The sequence below is a fragment of the Actinomadura citrea genome (assembly GCF_013409045.1).
Taxonomy (GTDB): Bacteria; Actinomycetota; Actinomycetes; order Streptosporangiales; family Streptosporangiaceae; genus Spirillospora; species Spirillospora citrea.
The window spans coordinates 2,165,705-2,181,516 of sequence record NZ_JACCBT010000001.1 but is presented as its reverse complement, the minus strand read 5'-3'; the positions used below and the strand labels follow the sequence as shown (position 1 = coordinate 2,181,516).

The window sequence follows — 15,812 nt, the reverse complement described above, 5'->3', positions numbered from 1 at the left end:
TGCACGCGCTCCGTCACTGATTTCGGCATAAGCCTAACGCGAACTGCCCAGGTCACACAGGCGTGCAGGAAAACGTAAGCAAAGCGTGAACCAATCGTCACCTTAGGTGATCAATTGTCCTGGTTGAAAATCCAATCATCGCCGCACTATCCGGCCTGCACAAACCGCCTGCACAATCTCGCTGCACGATCTGAATGCACGTGCATCCGCAAATGCATCTCGGCATTCGGTAAAGGTCGGTGAAACGCGGCCCCGGAACTTAAAGGAGAGGGGACCAATCAGTGGCGCGCGGTGTTCCGTTCCCGCGCCCAGGCGACCGTCTCCGCAAGCCCTTCGGGCAGACTCACCGCCGGCTCCCAGCCGAGCGCCTCCCGCGTCCGCCGCGGCTCGATCGCCATCGCCGGCAGGTCGCCCAGCCGGGGCGGCGCGAACTCCGGGTCGTCCGGCGCGTCCGCCGCCGCGGCGACGAGCGAGTGCAGCTCACGGTCGGTCGTCTGCAGGCCCGTGCCCACGTTGAGCCGCAGCCCGCCGCCCGCCTCCCCCGCGGCGCGGGCGAACGCGTCGACCACGTCCCCCACGTAGACGTAGTCGCGGGTCTGGGCGCCGTCGCCGAAGACCTTGGTCGGACGGCCCGACAGCAGCGCGTCCGTGAAGATCGAGACGACCCCCGCCTCGCCCTCCGGCGTCTGCCGCGGCCCGTAGACGTTCGCCAGCGTCAGCGTCGTGAAGTCGATCCCGTGCAACTGCCGGTACATCCCGGCGTACACCTCGCCCGCGACCTTCGAGGCCGCGTACGGCGACGCGGGGCGCAGTTCGGCGTCCGGCGGGACGGGCAGCGCGTCCGGTACCCCGTACACGGCGCAGCTGGAGGTGAACACGACCTTGCGCGCGCCCGCCGCCCGCGCGGCCTCCAGGACGTTGGCCGTCCCGACCACGTTGGTGCGGGCGTCGCCCAGCGGGTCGCCCACGCTGACCCTCACGCTCACCTGCGCGGCGAGGTGGAGGACCACCTCGGGACGGCGGACCGCCGCCCGCTCGGCGAGCGCCGGGTCGGCGACGTCCATCTCCCACAGCTCGACCCCGGGCCGGACGTTCGCGCCCGACGACCTGTCATCCACGCCGACGACCTCGTGGCCGTCCGCGAGGAGCCTGTCGACGAGATGGGACCCGATGAATCCGGCCGCGCCGGTGACGAGTGTCAGCACACCGGAAAGATACCGGCGGTCAGGCGCTCTCGGGCTTTCCGGCGCCCCCGGACGCCTGGACCTCACCGGCCCCGGACGTCTGGATCTCGCCGCAGATCTCCTCGATGCGGCCGAGCACCTTGGCGCGCAGGTCGGTCGGGGCCTGCTCGCACCCGCACGACTTGTTCACGAGCTTCTTGACGGCCTCTTCGAGGCCGTACTCGCGCAGGCACGGCCCGCACTCGTCGAGGTGCTGGCGCACCTCTCCGCAGCCGCCCTGGTCGAGCTCGCCGTCGAGGTAGGTGTACACGCGGGCGAGCACCTCGTCGCAGGGCGTGTCGTGGTGGTTGCCGCAGCTCATGTCGACCCCCTGCTCGCGCGGGTGAGCCCGCGCTCGTCGGCGTAGTCCTCAAGCATGCCGCGCAACTGGCGCCGGCCACGGTGCAACCGGGACATCACCGTGCCGATGGGCGTGCCCATGATCTCGGCGATCTCCTTGTAGGCGAATCCCTCGACGTCGGCGAGGTAGACGGCGATGCGGAACTCCTCGGGGAGATCCTGCAGCGCGCGCTTGACGTCGGAGTCGGGCAGGTGCTCCAGCGCCTCGGCCTCGGCCGACTTCAGACCGCTCGACGTGTGCGACTCGGCACGCGCGATCTGCCAGTCCTCGATGTCGTCGGTGGCCGCCTGCTGCGGCTGGCGCTGCCGCTTGCGGTAGGAGTTGATGAACGTGTTGGTCAGGATGCGGTAGAGCCAGGCCTTGAGGTTCGTCCCCTCCTTGAACTGGTGGAAGGACGCGAACGCCTTGGCGAACGTCTCCTGGACGAGGTCCTCGGCGTCGGCCGGGTTGCGCGTCATGCGCAGCGCGGCCGAATACAGCTGGTCCAAGAACGGGAGCACGTCGCGCTGGAAGCGCTCCTGGCGCTGCTCCACGGTCTCCGCGGTGCCCGGTACCTGACCCACCCCCTCGGCTCTGGCGCCCGTGGCCTTGACCGGCCGGGCGGCGCCGTACCCCTCAGACGATATCGACCCCTCAGACGATATCGGTCCGCGCGGCCCGCCGACGCGGGCGGGGGCCCGCGCGTCGCCGCGGGACGCCGCCGTGCCGGCTCTCCGCTGCTGATCGGCGACGGCTGTGGTCATCCGGCTCGCACCTCCGCTTTCGCTGGCCTGTGAGAGGGTGCAACACCGGAACGCCCCTGCCGATTCCCGGGCGGGGGCGGGCGCGCCGCAACCGGGTCGCCGGGTCCCATCCCTCACTCAGGGTGATGACCGGCCCCGGACGGGGAACGATGTGACATACACGGCTAGAACAGGAGCAATTGGTGCACTCGGTGCCTTCGGCGCGACCTTCCGAGCCCACCATCGCCAGCCTGCGGGACACCTCCGGTGACGGGTCAGGGGACTCCCTGGCGCGCTACTGGACCTTCTACGAGGCGGTGGCGGACGCCCAGCTCACCCGGTGGCTGCCGCGCAGGCCGTCCCGCGTGCTCGACATCTCGGGAGGCCAGGGACACAGCGCCGCCCGCGCCGCCGCGGCGGGGCACACGGTGCTGGAGGTGCGCGACCCCGAACGCCCGGGCCGTCCGGCGCAGGGACGCCCCGGCGGCACGGTACGGGCCGCGCGCACGGTCCCGCTGGTCGCCGACTCGGGCACCCTGTCCTACCTCGGCGACTCCTGCATGGACGCCGTGATCGCCGAGAACCGCGTGCTGTCGCGGCACCTGGCCACCGAGGCCACCATCTCCGAGATCGCCCGCGTGCTGCGTCCCGGCGGCCGGGTCCTGCTGTGCGTCGACTCCCTCACCCTCGGCATGGCGCTGCTGGCCGAGCGCAACTACTGGGCGCACCTGTCGGACGTCCCGAGCGCCGAGGTCGTCCTCGTGCCCTGGCCGGACGGGACGATCACCCGCTCGTTCTCCTCCCACCAGCTCCGCGAACTGCTCGCCGACGCCGGTCTGGAGGTCGAGTGGATCCGGCCGCGGACGGTGCTGTCCCCCTCGACGGTCGAGCACGTCCTCGGCGAGTCCCCGCGGGCGCTGCAGCGCCTCGTCCGCACGGAGATGGGCGCACGCCAGACCGACGAGTCGCTCGGCATCCACCTGCTGGCCAGCGCCCGGCGGCGCTGAAGCCGCCCCCGCCCGCCGTCCGCGGCGGAATTGTCGCGCCCGGACCCTCCCCCTGCACAATGGCGATGGCCCACCCGGAGAGACCCCGGTCAGAACAGCCCTTCGGAATTGTCGCCGGAACCATCCCCGGAACTCGCCGGTTCTATGAGTTCCGGGCCGTTGTTCCGCACGTTGTTGACGGCCTTCGACACCGGGTAGGCGTCCATTGTCCCGGCCATGGCGGGAACGAGGAGGCCGCGCACCTGCTCGGTGTCGGTGAGCGCGGGGTCGAGCCAGGCGTCCCACCGGTCCGGTTCGACGACCATCGGCATCCGGTCGTGGATGCGGCCGAGGTCGTCCGGCGCGTCCGTGGTGATGACGGTGCAGGTCCACACCCACTCGTCCTCGGGCGACTTCCACAACTCGTAAAGGCCCGCCATCGCCATGACGGCGCCGTCCTGGGGACGGATGAAGTAGGGCTGTTTCTGCGGCTTCTTCTTCGCCTTCTTCTCGCCCTCGGCCGGGTCGGGCCCGTCGCCCTGGTCCTGGAGCGTGTACCACTCGAAGTAGCCGTCGGCGGGCAGCAGGCAGCGCCGCCTCGCGAACGCCCGGCGGTAGGACGGCTTCTCGTGCACCGTCTCGGCCCGCGCGTTGATCATGCGCGACCCGATGGACAGGTCCTTGGCCCAGGACGGCACGAGCCCCCACCGCACCGTCCGCAACTGGCGCACCGCGGGCGCCTCGTCGGGCTCGTCCTTCGGCCGCCGGTCGAGCACGACCGGGACCTGCTTGGTGGGGGCGACGTTGTAGTCGGCCTGGATGTCCCCGTCGACCGCGTCGAGCTGCACCTGGAACTCGTCCAGCAGCTCCTGCCGCGCACGGGTGGTGGCATAGCGTCCGCACATGGGTCCCATCCTGCCGCGCATGAGGCGCGGCGCGCTGGGCATGTAGCGGGTCATGCGACCCTTCACGACCCTGGCCCGCCCGTTCGTGGCGGCGCCGTACATCATGACCGGCCTGGAGACCCTCCGCGATCCGCGCGAACGCGCCGAGCGGGTCGGCCCGGCCGTCAAGCCGGTCGCCGACCGGATCGACTGGCTGCCGAAGGACCCCGAGACCCTCGTCCGCATGCAGGGCGCGCTCAGCCTCGGCACCGGCGCGCTGCTGCTGACCGGGAAGTTCCGGCGGCTCACGACGCTGGTGCTCGCCGCCCAGCTCGTCCCCGCGCTGGCGACCGAGCACCGCTACTGGACCGAGGACGACCCCGAGCGCCGCGCCAACGAACGCTCCCACCTGCTGAAGAACGCCGGCATGTTCGGCGCGCTGCTGATGGTGGCGGCCGAGCCGCGCCGCGCGCCGCGCACGGCCGAGCTGCGCCGCGCCGTGCGGGAGACGCAGATCAGGAGCGGCGCGGAGGCCAAGGCGATGCGCCGCGAGGCCGCCGCGACGCTGCGGGAGGCGCGCCGGGAGGCGTCCCGCCAGGTACGCGTCGCCCGCGCCGAGGGCGGGCGCAAGGCCGCCAAGCAGGCCGCCAGGGCGACCAGGCGCGCCAAGACCGCCAAGTCCGGCGGCATGTTCCGGCTGGGCAGGACGAGCGGCAAGACGGGCGGCGCACTCACGGCCGCCGGAGCGGCCGGCAGCGCGCTCAAGGCCGGAAAGGCCGGCGGCAAGGCCGGCGGCAAGGCGGCCCGCAAGGCCGGCGGGGCGCTCAAGAGCGCCGGTGCGGGCGGCGCCCTCATGGCCGGCAAGGCGGCCGAGAAGGCCGGCAAGGCCAGGGGCAAGGCGGGCGGCAGGGCCGGCGGCACGCTCAAGGGCGCCATAGCGGCGGGGAGCGCGTTCAAGCTCGGCCGCGCCTCCAAGCCGGGCAAGGCCGCGCGGGCGGGCCAGGCCGTCAAGGCCGGGACCGCGACGCAGGCGGCGAAGGCCGCCAAGGCCGGCCGGACGGTCAAGGCGGGAACGGCCGCGCAGGCGGGCAAGGCCCTGCACGCGGTCAAACGCTGACTTCCCGAAGAGAACCTTAAAGGAGTCTCAAGAACGTTGAACCGAACGCCGGGACGGTCCCGTACTGCCAGATGACCGCCCTTCCATCATGACGGAGACCCCCCGGCCATGGCAGTTCCCGGATCGACCGGCCGCCCCGGTGGCGGCCTGCGGAGCCTGCTCCGCCGCCCCGGCGCGGCGCGGGCCGCGCAGGACGCGGCCGACGAGGAGATGGCAGCCGAGCTGTACCGCGAGTACCATCGGCCCCTCCTCGCGTTCGTCCTGCGGCTGACGGGCGGCGACCGCCCCTGGGCCGAGGACGTGGTGCAGGAGACCATGATCCGGGCATGGCGCAGCGCGGACCGGCTCGACGACCGGACGTCCTCGCTGATGCCGTGGCTGGCCACGGTCTCCCGGCGTATCGTGATCGACAACCGGCGGCAGCGCGAGGTCAGGCCGCCGGAGGTCGGCGACGGGCCCCTGGAGAACCTCCCGATGGCGGACGAGATGGACGCGCTGCTGCGCAAGGTCGTGGTGACCGAGGCGCTGGAGTCGCTCTCTCCCGCGCACCGGCAGGCGCTGACGGAGACGGTGCTGCGCGACCGGACGGTGAACCAGGCCGCCGAGTACCTCGGCATCCCGGTGGGGACGGTCAAGTCCCGCGTGTACTACGCGTTGCGCGCCTTGCGGGTCGCCTTGGAGGAGAGGGGGGTGACGTCATGAGTTCCCAGGTCGAGCACACCGATGTCGGCGCGTACGCGCTGGGCCTTCTCGAGGAGGGCGACCGGCTGGCGTTCGAGGCGCATCTGCGGGGATGCGGGTCGTGCCAGGCCGAGCTGGGGGAGCTGTCCGGAGCGGCCGGAGCCCTGTCCGGGCTGTCGCCCGCGGCCGGGCCGATCCCGGACGGGGCGGGCCGGGAGGGCGCCGGCGAGCCGTCCGCGCCCCCGGCGCCGGTGATCGACATGATGCGGCGCAGGCGGCGGGCCGATCAGCGGTTCCGGCGCGGCGCGTACCTCGCCGGCGCGGCCGCCGCGGCCGCCGCGGCCGCCGCGCTGGCCGCGGGCATCGGCATCGGCACGGCCGTGGACGACGAGGCCCCGCCCCCGAAGCCGCCGGTGGCGCAGTCCCTCACCGGCCAGAGGTTCCACGCGGCGAACGCGGGCACGGGCGCGTCCGGCACCGTCGCGCTGGTCGACAAGGGCTGGGGCACGCAGGTCGGGCTGGAGTTGCGCGGCATCCGGGGGCCGCTGAAGTGCCACCTGGAGGCCGTGTCGCGGACCGGCGAGCGCAGCGTCGTCGCGGGATGGAGCGTGCCCGACAAGGGCTACGGCGTCCCGGGCCAGCCCAAGCCCCTCGTCATGCAGGGCGGGACCGGCCTCAGCCGCCAGCAGATCGGCCACTTCGAGGTCCGCCTCGACGGCGGCGGAACGCTCCTGAGGATCCCTATCTGACCGCTCCGCACCCTCTCTGACCATTGAACGGTGCTCCGGTCGTCCCGCGCCCGCGGCCGGCGGCCCGATAACCTTGGGGCATGTCCTCTCCGCACTGGTCCGCCCCGGTCGCCCATGCCCCGGTGGACGCCACCGTGCCGCTGCCCGGCTCGAAGTCGATGACCAACCGGGCGCTGATCCTGGCCGCGCTCGCGGAGGCGCCCACCTGCATCACGCGGCCGCTGCACAGCCGCGACACCGAGCTGATGGCCGACGCCCTCCGCGCGCTCGGAGTGGGCATCGGAGAGGACTCCACCGACTGGCAGGTGCTGCCGCGGCGCCTGGAGGGCCCGGCCCGCGTCGACGTCGGGCTCGCCGGGACGGTGATGCGGTTCCTGCCACCGGTCGCCGCCCTGGCGTCCGGCGAGGTGTCCGTCGACGGCGACCCGCGCGCCCGCGAGCGGCCGATGGGCCCCATCATCGCGGCACTGCGGGCCCTCGGCGCCGGCATCGACGACGGAGGCCGCGACGCGCTCCCGTTCACCGTCCGGGGCTCGGGCTCGGTGGCCGGGGGCGGGGTGACGATCGACGCGTCGGCGTCGTCCCAGCTGGTGTCGGGGCTGCTGCTGGCGGCCCCGCGGTTCGACAAGGGCGTGGAGGTGCGGCACGAGGGGCCGCCGGTGCCCTCGGCGCCGCACCTGGCGATGACCGTCCAGATGCTGCGCGCGGCGGGCGCCGAGGTCGAGACGCGGCACAACGTCTGGCGCGTGGCGCCCGGCCCCCTGCGCGGCGGCGAGGTGGTGATCGAGCCGGACCTGTCGAACGCGGCGCAGTTCCTCGGCGCGGCGCTGGTCACCGGCGGCCGCGTCACCGTCCCGGACTGGCCTGCCGAGACGACCCAGCCCGGCGACGCCCTGCGCGGGCTGCTCGCCGCGATGGGCGCCGAGGTGACCCCCGGGCCGGACGGCCTGACCGTGCGCGGCGGGGACGGCTTCGGCGGACTGGACGCCGACCTGCACGAGGTCGGGGAGCTGACGCCGGTGCTCGCGGCCCTCGCCGCGCTGGCCGGCTCGCCGTCCCGGCTGACGGGCATCGCGCACCTGCGCGGCCACGAGACCGACCGGCTCGCCGCGCTGGTCGCCGAGATCAACGGGCTGGGCGGCGACGCCCGGGAGCTGCCCGACGGGCTGGAGATCCGCCCGCGCCCGCTGCGCGGCGGCGTCTTCCACACCTACGACGATCACCGGATGGTGATGGCGGCGGCGCTGCTCGGATTGGCCGTTCCCGGCATCGAAGTGGAGAATCCGGGCACCGTCGGCAAGACTCTTCCGAACTTCACCCGGCAGTGGGCGTCGATGCTGGCGCCCGCCTGACAGCAGGGACCGGACCACTGGCACGAAAACACGACTACGACGAGGACGACGTCCGGGTGCGGCCCGGGCGCCGCGGGTCGCGGCCGCGCACCCGCCGCCGTCCAGCGCACGATGACGCCTCGCCCGGGCTCGTGACCGCGGTGGACCGCGGCAGGTACCGGTGCCTGGCCGACCCAGGCACCGCCGACGAGCGCGCCGTCACCGCGATGCGGGCCCGCGAACTCGGCCGCAAGGGCGTCGTCGTGGGTGACCGCGTCGCGCTCGTCGGGGACGTGACCGGCGCCCAGGACACCCTCGCCCGGATCGTCCGGGTCGAGCCGCGCACCTCCGCGCTGCGCCGCACCGCCGACGACACCGACCCGTTCGAGCGGATCATCGTCGCGAACGCCGACAACCTCGTGATCGTGACGGCGCTGGCCGACCCCGAGCCGCGCCCCCGCATGATCGACCGGCAGCTCGTCGCCGCCTACGACGCCGGCATGGCCCCCCTGCTCTGCCTCACCAAGGCCGACCTCGCCTCCCCCGACACCCTGGTCGCCGAGTACGCGCCGCTCGGCGTCCCCTACGTCGTGACCGAGCGCGGCAGCGACCTCGACGAGCTGCGCGGCCACCTCGCAGGCCGCACCAGCGTGCTCGTCGGCCACTCCGGCGTCGGCAAGTCGACGCTGGTGAACGCCCTCGTCCCGGACGCCGAACGCGCGGTGAGCCACGTCAACGCCGTCACCGGCCGGGGCCGGCACACCTCCTCCTCGGCGCTCGCGCTGGAGCTGCCCGGCGGCGACGGCTGGATCATCGACACCCCGGGCGTGCGCAGCTTCGGCCTCGCGCACGTCGTCCCGGCGAACGTGCTCGGCGCGTTCGACGACCTCGCCGAGGGCGCCGCCGAACGCTGCCCGCCCCGCTGCGACCACCTTCAGGACGACTGCGGCCTGGACGCCTGGGTCGAGGAGGGCCACGCCAGCCGGGCGCGCCTGGACTCCCTGCGCCGCCTCCTCGCCGCCCGCGAGGGCGAGCCCGAATAGCCCGCGCCACCGCGGATTCCGCCCGCCAAAGGGTGATCAAGCGCGACAATGGCCGCATGGAGCGGCGAGCGATGCTCAAGGCGGCGGCCCTCGGCGGACTCGGCGGGCTCGGCGTCGCCGGGTGCTCCGAGGAGCGGCCGCCCCCGCGGAAGCGCCGGCCCCCGCGGAAGCGCCGGCCCCCGCCGCCGAAGCCGACCGGGCCCGCCGACTGGAACGCCCTGGAACGCGGCCTCGACGGGAAGCTGGTCCGCCCGTCCGACGCGTCCTACGGGGCGGCGAGGCGCCTCTACATCCCGCGCTACGACCGTGTCCGCCCGGCGGGCGTCGCCTATTGCGAGACCCCGCAGGACGTCGCGGAATGCGTGGCGTTCGCCACGGTGAAGCGGATACCGGTGGCGGTGCGGTGCGGCGGGCACAGCTACGCGGGCTGGTCGACGGGCACCGGCCTCGTGATCGACGTCTCCCCCATGGACGCCGTGAGGCGCGACGGCGACCGCGCGGCCGTCGGGGCCGGGACCCGGCTGATCGACCTCTACGACAAGCTCGCCGGCGACGGTGTGAGCGTCCCGTCCGGGAGCTGCCCCACGGTCGGCGTGGCGGGGCTGACCCTGGGCGGCGGGCTGGGCGTGACGTCCCGCGCGTACGGGCTGTCGTGCGACGCCCTGGAGGCGGTCCAGGTCGTCACGGCGGACGGACGGCTCCTGACCTGCGACGCGCAGCAGAACCCGGACCTGTTCTGGGCGTGCCGGGGCGGGGGCGGCGGCAACTTCGGGGTGGCGGTGTCGTTCACGTTCCGGACGCACGACGTCGGGGACGTGACACCGTTCAGCATGCGCTGGCCCTGGCGGAAGGCGGCCGACGTGGTGCGCGGCTGGCAGCGCTGGGCCCCGGAGGCCCCCGGCGAGGTCTGGACGAGCCTGCACCTCGACACCGGCCCGGACGAGGGCGCCCCCGGCATCGAGGTGACGGGCCTCGCGCTCGCCGGCGCGGACGGCCACAGGGAACGCCTGACGGCCGCGATCGGTACGGATCCCGCCTCGACCACCGCCCGGAGCCGTCCCTACATGGACGCGATGACCTTCATGGGCGGCTGCGCCGGTCAGTCGATCGAGCAGTGCCACGGGCAGGGCGCCCTGCCCGGGCTGCGTCCCGGCGGCGCCTTCCCCCGCACCGAGTACTCGGGGAAGTCGCACATCGCCTACAGGCCGCTGCCCGACGACGCGATCAGCGCTCTGCTCGACCGGTTCGACAGGGGCAACGACGTCCGGAACCGGTCGGTGCTCATGGACGCGATGGGCGGCGCGATCGCGCGCGTGGGGCCGGGCGACACCGCCTTCCCGCACCGCAAGGGGCTGTTCTGTGTCCAGTACCTCGCGCCCGACGACGCCTGGCTGTCGGCGACGCACGCCGCGATGGAGCCCCATCTGGGCGGCGCCGCCTACGTGAACTACACCGACGCCGACCTGAAGGACTGGGCGCACGCCTACTACGGCCCCAACCTGGACCGGCTCAGGAAGGTGAAGGCGGCCCACGACCCCGGACGGCTGTTCCGCTTCCCGCAGGCCGTCTAGCCGCGCGACTCCTCGAACAGGCTGCGCGCCTTGGCCTCGGCCTCGTTCAGCGCCTGCACATGCCGGGGGGCGAGTTCCTCCACGCAGCGGGTCATCTCCTCGGTGACCTGGCTGAACGCGGCCTCCTCGGCGCCCCGCAGCGCCGCCCGGACGGTCGCGGCACGGGCACCGAGCGCCGACCACTCCAGCTCCAGCCGCGCGACGGCCTCGTCGAACGCCCGGGACGTCTCGGCCCCGGCGTCCTTCAGCTCGACCGGGACCGGCCCCCGGCCCGCCTTGCGGGCGTGGCCGGACAGGGCCGAGATCCGGCTGGCGAGCGTCAGGCCCTCGCGGGCCAGCGGAAGCACGTCGTGGATCAGGTCGGTGACCGCCTTGGCCAGCTCCTCCACCCGGGTGAGCAGCAGCTGCGTCGCCTCCTCCAGGGCCTTGGAGGTGCGCTCGGCGACGCGCTCGGCGACGTCCTCCTGCTGCCGGGACAGCGCCGGGACGACGTCGCGGTCGAGCCGGCGCCGCATCTCCCGCCCCTCGGCGCCGTCCCCGGCGGGGCCCGCGCGGTCCGTCCAGTCGGCCCAGACCCGCTCGATGCGCTCCTCCCCGGACTTGGCGATCTCCGCGGTGATCTCCTCCATGGCCTCGCCGACGCGGGCCTTGAGGCGCTCCACCCGCCCGTACAGCGCCTCGCGTTTGAAGGGCTCGTTGAGCTCGTTGAGCTGCGCCTGCAATCGACGGGAGACGTCGATGGCGTGCTCGGCCAGGGGGACGAGGCGGTCGGCGAGCTCGTCGAGCGTCTCTGCCCGGCGTGGATCGGTCAGCTCGGCCACCCACTCGGGGAGATCGTGCGCCATGGCCCCATGCTGCCACCCCCCGCGCCCGGAGGCGGGACACCGCGCCGCGCCGGGGGTGGGCCCGGCCGACCGAAAAGCCGGAACGGCCCGGGTACGTGTGTCGGGACAGGCGGTGATCAGGGTAGCGTGGCTCGCCGTGGCGGGCTATTCCGATGACCTGCGTCTCGCGCATGTGCTGGCGGACGGGGCCGACGACATCACGACCAAGCGCTTCCGCGCCCTCGACCTCGACGTCGAGACCAAGCCGGACCTGACGCCGGTCAGCGACGCCGACCGCAGCGTGGAGGAGCAGATCCGCGGCACGCTCAAGCGGGCCCGCCCGCGCGACGCGGTGCTCGGCGAGGAGTACGGCAGGACCGGATACGGCAACCGCTGCTGGATCATCGACCCGATCGACGCGACCAAGAACTTCGTGCGCGGCGTCCCGGTGTGGGCCACGCTGATCGCGCTGATGGAGAACGACGAGATCGTCGTCGGGGTGGTGTCGGCGCCCGCGCTGAACCGCCGCTGGTGGGCGGCGCGCGGCGGCGGCTCCTGGACGGGCCGCAGCCTCACCCGCGCCACCCGTATGAACGTCTCGTCGGTGGGCGAGCTGTCGGACGCGTCCCTGTCGTTCTCCAGCCTGAGCGGCTGGGAGGAGCAGGACCGGCTGCCCCGGTTCCTCGAACTGACCCGCTCGGTGTGGCGGACGCGGGCGTTCGGCGACTTCTGGTCGCACATGATGGTCGCCGAGGGCGCGATCGACATCTCCACCGAGCCCGAGGTGTCCCTGTGGGACCTCGCCGCCCTCCAGGTCATCGTGGAGGAGGCCGGCGGCATGTTCACCGACCTGTCGGGCGTGCCCGGGCCGGACGGCGGCAGCGTCGTGTGCACGAACGGCAGGCTGCACGCGGAGGTCCTGCGCACCCTCGGCGGCGGCCAGCTCTCCCTGCGCATCTGACCGAAGCGCACCCGACCGGGGCGCATCTGCCATGGCGCTCGGGCGGACTCGCGACATATCGTGGAACAGCGGTCGCCCGACGGCCGTTCTACAAGTGGGCGGTCCGTCAACGGAGGTGCGAGATGTCGACCCAGACCAAGCTTGTGATCGGCGGCGTCGTCGTCGGCTTCCTGACCCTGTTCGTCTTCCCCTGGTGGCTGAGCGCGCTGATCATCCTCGGCGTCCTCGGCGCGCCGCTCGTGGGGTACATGATGCTCGACCCGTCCCAGCGCAAGCGGGTGCGGTCGCAGGGGCGCAAGCGCCTCGGGAGCTGAGGCCGCGGAAGCGGTGGAACCGGCTCCCACTAGGGTGCGGGTGTGGCGGAGACACGGGTCGGCGTCGTCGGCGCGGGCATCGTCGGGCTGGCGATCGCGCGCAGGCTGACGCTGGAGCGTCCGGGGCTGGAGGTGACGGTCCTGGACAAGGAGGCCCGTGTCGCGGCCCACCAGTCGGGTCGCAACAGCGGTGTCGCCCACGCGGGCCTCTACTACGCGCCGGGGTCGCTGAAGGCGACCCTGTGCAGGCGCGGCATCGTCCTGCTCAACGAATTCTGCGCTGACCGAAACCTGCCGTACGAGGAGTGCGGCAAGCTCGTCGTCGCGCGCGACGCGGCGGAGACGGCCGCGCTGGAGGAGATCGAGCGCCGCGCGACCGCCAACGGCGTCCCCAGGCTGAGGCGGCTGACCGGCGGTGAGCTGACCGAGATCGAGCCGCACGCGGCGGGCGTGGCGGCCCTGCACTCCCCCACCACGGCGATCGTCGACTTCCCGGCGGTGGCCCGCGCGTTCGCGGAGGACGTGGCGGACGGCGGCGGCGAGGTCAGGCTCGGCTTCGAGGTCGTGCGGATCGGCCGGGCGGGCGACCGCGTCACGGTCGCCTCCCCGCACGAGGAGCTGACCTTCGACCGGCTCGTGGTCTGCGCGGGCCTCCAGTCCGACCGGGTGGCGCGGCTGGCGGGCGACGCTCCGGCCCCGGCGATCATCCCGTTCCGCGGCGAGTACCACCGGCTCGTCCCGTCCCGGACGGATCTCGTGCGCGGCCTCATCTATCCCGTGCCCGACCCGCGCTACCCGTTCCTCGGCGTGCACTTCACCCGGCGCGTGGACGGCGGCGTGGACATCGGCCCGAACGCCGTCCTGGCCCTCGCCAGGGAGGGCTACCGGCGGCGCGACGTCCGTCCGGCGGACCTCTGGGAGGCGGTCCGCTGGCCCGGCTTCCGCCGCCTGGCGCGGCGGCACTGGCGGACGGGCGCGCGGGAGCTGTACGGGTCCGCGGTCAAGCGGGCGTTCGTCGCCGAGGCGCGCCGCTTCGTCCCCGAACTGACGGCCGCCGACGTCGTCCCGGCGCCCGCGGGCGTCCGCGCGCAGGCGGTGGACCCCGACGGCACGCTGGTGGACGACTTCCGCATCGGGCGCCTCGGTCCGATCACCACCGTCCGCAACGCCCCCTCCCCCGCCGCGACGTCCTCACTGGCCATCGCCGAACACGTGGTGGACGGACTGCTCTAGTCCCAGAGCTCGCGGTCGCGGCCGTGGGGGTCGTGGACGACCTCGTCGCCGGGGGCGTCGAAGACCATGACCGCGCGGCTCGACGGGTCGAACCGGTCCCAGCCGGGGTCGCCGGTGACGGCGAAGCGGGTCCAGGCGCGGTGCATCCGGTCGGCGAGCGCCTGCGGCGGGTTCGGTCCGGTGAGGCCCTCCTCCTCGGCGGTGAGGTTGTCGAACACGAAGCCGAGCTCCAAGGCGTGGCAGGCGCCGAGATCGTGGTTCGGCGACCGCCACGCGAACTCGTACATCCAGGTGCGCCCGCCGGAGTCGGCGTGCCCGGCGGCGGCGCGGTGGGCGGGGATGCGGAACAGGCTGTCGGTGATGATCGCCGCGAGCAGCTCGCCGGACGCCATGTCCGGGTGGTGGGCGCGGTAGGCGGCGGGCAGCCCGGGCGGGACGCCCATGCCCGCGGCGACGGCGCCGACCAGCTCGTCGTCGAGGCCGGCGGCGATCCCGGTCGGCATCAGGAAGAGCCGGAACTCCTCGGTGGTGTAGCCGATGAGCAGGTCCACGTCCCGCCCGGCCCCGGCGGCGATGGCGTCCTCGGGGCGCCGCCCGATCAGATCGCCGTCCAGCACCGGGGTCAGCGCCATGCCGCCCGCGGCCGTGGTGGCGCCCCAGCGGCCGGGGTCGGGCAGCGCCGCGACCTCGGCGGCGACGGCGTTCTGGACCGGGACGATCGCGGCCGGGTCGAGCGCGGCGAACGCTCCGGCGGTGGGCTCGACGCCGAGGCGGGCGGCCATCTCCTTGGTGACGAGCAAGGCGTCGGCCGGATCCTGGGCGATGCCGCCCGCGCCGCTCTGCGCGACGGCGCGGTGGAAGAGGCCGAGGTCGAGGGAGAGCAGGGTGGTGACGCTCATCGCGCCCGCCGACTCGCCGAACACGGTGACCCGGGCGGGGTCGCCGCCGAACGCGGCGATGTTGTCGCGGACCCACTCCAGCGCGGCGATCTGGTCGAGCAGTCCGCGATTCGGCGGGGCGCCGGGCAGGTGCGCGAAGCCCTCGACACCGAGCCGGTAGTTGAGCGTCACGCAGACGACGCCGTCGCGGGCGAAGGTGTGGCCGCTGTACACGGGGACGGCGCCCGATCCGTTCCTGAACGCGCCCCCGTGGATCCACACCATCACCGGAAGGCCCGCCTCGTCCCGTCCGGCGCCTTCCGGGAGGCGGGGCGTCCACACGTTCAGGTTGAGGCAGTCGTCGCCCGGGATCGCGGGGTCCGGCAGGAGCGCGGCGAACACCCGGGGGTACCCGGGCTTGGGCGCGGTCGGCCCGTACTCGACGGCGTCGCGGACACCGTCCCATGGCTCGGGCGGGCGCGGCGCCCGGAAGCGGTTCGCCCCGAACGGCGGCGCGGCGTAGGGGATGCCGAGGAAGGCGGTGACGCCGTCCCGCGCCGTGCCCCGGACCTTCCCATGGGACGTCTGTACGACCGCCGCCATGCCGCACCTCCGCTTCTAGAACGAAATTCGACAACCAGAGCGTACGGGACACGCCCCAACCGGAAAACGCCCAGCCCCACCCAACCCCGCAACGACCTCATGCCAGCGATCGCCCGCCTTTATCGACGATGGAGGGCCGCCAGGCCCGAAGGAGAAAAAGGCAGTCAACACAGCGAGTCGGAGCGAACGTGACCCAGCCCATCCGAGAAACGCTCAGCCCCACCCCAACCCCGCGACAACCTCATGCCCGCGATCGCGTCCAAAGGCAGATTCGAGCGAAGCAAGAATCTGATCGCGCAGCGAGCCGCCAAGGCGAGACGAAGCGATGCCA

16 protein-coding genes are annotated in these 15,812 nt (G+C 73.7%); 10 read left to right on the top strand and 6 right to left on the bottom strand.

Translation table 11 applies throughout. The features are described 5' to 3' along the window. Positions 1–278: 278 nt before the first annotated feature. From BJ999_RS10280 to BJ999_RS10270, 3 genes are read right to left on the bottom strand one after another with little or no spacing between them, the layout of a single operon-like run. Positions 279–1,205 carry an NAD-dependent epimerase/dehydratase family protein gene (locus BJ999_RS10280; RefSeq protein WP_179833084.1) on the bottom strand — a complete coding sequence of 309 codons (927 nt, stop codon included), beginning with the start codon at positions 1,203–1,205 and terminating at the stop codon, positions 279–281. 19 nt (positions 1,206–1,224) lie between these two features. Then, positions 1,225–1,545, bottom strand: a complete 321-nt coding sequence (gene rsrA, locus BJ999_RS10275) for a mycothiol system anti-sigma-R factor (RefSeq protein WP_179833083.1) — start codon at positions 1,543–1,545, stop codon at positions 1,225–1,227. After that, positions 1,542–2,147: a sigma-70 family RNA polymerase sigma factor gene (locus BJ999_RS10270; RefSeq protein ID WP_179833082.1), complete on the bottom strand. Its 606-nt coding sequence runs from the start codon at positions 2,145–2,147 to the stop codon at positions 1,542–1,544. Before BJ999_RS10270 ends, rsrA begins: the two co-directional genes overlap by 4 nt. A gap of 362 nt (positions 2,148–2,509) precedes the next feature. Between BJ999_RS10270 and BJ999_RS10265 the strand changes: the two genes are divergently transcribed. After that, entirely contained in the window at positions 2,510–3,313 is an 804-nt protein-coding gene (locus BJ999_RS10265) for a class I SAM-dependent methyltransferase (RefSeq protein WP_308427272.1), read from the top strand. An 89-nt stretch (positions 3,314–3,402) separates the two neighbouring features. On the opposite strand, the gene BJ999_RS10260 is transcribed toward BJ999_RS10265, so the two are convergent. Beyond that, complete coding sequence (locus BJ999_RS10260; RefSeq protein WP_179833081.1) at positions 3,403–4,197, bottom strand: SOS response-associated peptidase; 795 nt, start codon at positions 4,195–4,197, stop codon at positions 3,403–3,405. A 52-nt stretch (positions 4,198–4,249) separates the two neighbouring features. Between BJ999_RS10260 and BJ999_RS10255 the strand changes: the two genes are divergently transcribed. The 6 genes from BJ999_RS10255 to BJ999_RS10230 all read left to right on the top strand — a co-directional run bounded on the left by BJ999_RS10255 (position 4,250) and on the right by BJ999_RS10230 (position 10,668). Further along, the gene (locus BJ999_RS10255; RefSeq protein ID WP_179833080.1) at positions 4,250–5,293 is read left to right on the top strand and encodes a DoxX family membrane protein; all 1,044 of its coding nucleotides are present in this window, start codon (positions 4,250–4,252) and stop codon (positions 5,291–5,293) included. A gap of 210 nt (positions 5,294–5,503) precedes the next feature. Continuing rightward, positions 5,504–5,995: a sigma-70 family RNA polymerase sigma factor gene (locus BJ999_RS10250; RefSeq protein ID WP_218935678.1), complete on the top strand. Its 492-nt coding sequence runs from the start codon at positions 5,504–5,506 to the stop codon at positions 5,993–5,995. After that, positions 5,992–6,723 (top strand): anti-sigma factor family protein, encoded by a 732-nt coding sequence (locus BJ999_RS10245; protein ID WP_179833078.1) that lies wholly within the window; start codon positions 5,992–5,994, stop codon positions 6,721–6,723. The genes BJ999_RS10250 and BJ999_RS10245 overlap by 4 nt, the downstream gene beginning before the upstream one ends. 80 nt (positions 6,724–6,803) lie before the next feature. Continuing rightward, entirely contained in the window at positions 6,804–8,075 is a 1,272-nt protein-coding gene (gene aroA / locus BJ999_RS10240) for a 3-phosphoshikimate 1-carboxyvinyltransferase (protein WP_179833077.1), read from the top strand. A 17-nt stretch (positions 8,076–8,092) separates the two neighbouring features. Next, the gene (gene rsgA, locus BJ999_RS10235) at positions 8,093–9,097 is read left to right on the top strand and encodes a ribosome small subunit-dependent GTPase A (RefSeq protein WP_179838445.1); all 1,005 of its coding nucleotides are present in this window, start codon (positions 8,093–8,095) and stop codon (positions 9,095–9,097) included. Between the two features lie 56 nt (positions 9,098–9,153). Further along, on the top strand, positions 9,154–10,668 hold the full coding sequence (locus BJ999_RS10230; protein WP_218935016.1) for an FAD-binding oxidoreductase: 1,515 nt from the start codon (positions 9,154–9,156) through the stop codon (positions 10,666–10,668). Here BJ999_RS10230 and BJ999_RS10225 read toward each other — a convergent pair. Then, the gene (locus BJ999_RS10225) at positions 10,665–11,513 is read right to left on the bottom strand and encodes a hypothetical protein (protein ID WP_179833076.1); all 849 of its coding nucleotides are present in this window, start codon (positions 11,511–11,513) and stop codon (positions 10,665–10,667) included. The genes BJ999_RS10230 and BJ999_RS10225 overlap by 4 nt on opposite strands. A 136-nt stretch (positions 11,514–11,649) precedes the next feature. Between BJ999_RS10225 and hisN the strand changes: the two genes are divergently transcribed. The 3 genes from hisN (at position 11,650) to lhgO (ending at position 14,000) form a co-directional block, all read left to right on the top strand. Continuing rightward, on the top strand, positions 11,650–12,453 hold the full coding sequence (gene hisN / locus BJ999_RS10220) for a histidinol-phosphatase (RefSeq protein WP_179838443.1): 804 nt from the start codon (positions 11,650–11,652) through the stop codon (positions 12,451–12,453). A 122-nt stretch (positions 12,454–12,575) separates the two neighbouring features. Then, positions 12,576–12,767, top strand: a complete 192-nt coding sequence (locus BJ999_RS10215) for a hypothetical protein (RefSeq protein ID WP_179833075.1) — start codon at positions 12,576–12,578, stop codon at positions 12,765–12,767. Positions 12,768–12,809: 42 nt separating this feature from the next. Further along, positions 12,810–14,000: an L-2-hydroxyglutarate oxidase gene (gene lhgO, locus BJ999_RS10210; protein WP_179833074.1), complete on the top strand. Its 1,191-nt coding sequence runs from the start codon at positions 12,810–12,812 to the stop codon at positions 13,998–14,000. Here the strand turns inward: lhgO and BJ999_RS10205 are convergent. After that, a complete protein-coding gene (locus BJ999_RS10205) occupies positions 13,997–15,481 on the bottom strand; it encodes a carboxylesterase/lipase family protein (RefSeq protein WP_179833073.1) in 1,485 nt (494 codons plus the stop codon). The two genes, lhgO and BJ999_RS10205, sit on opposite strands and share 4 nt — an antisense overlap. Positions 15,482–15,812 lie beyond the last annotated feature (331 nt).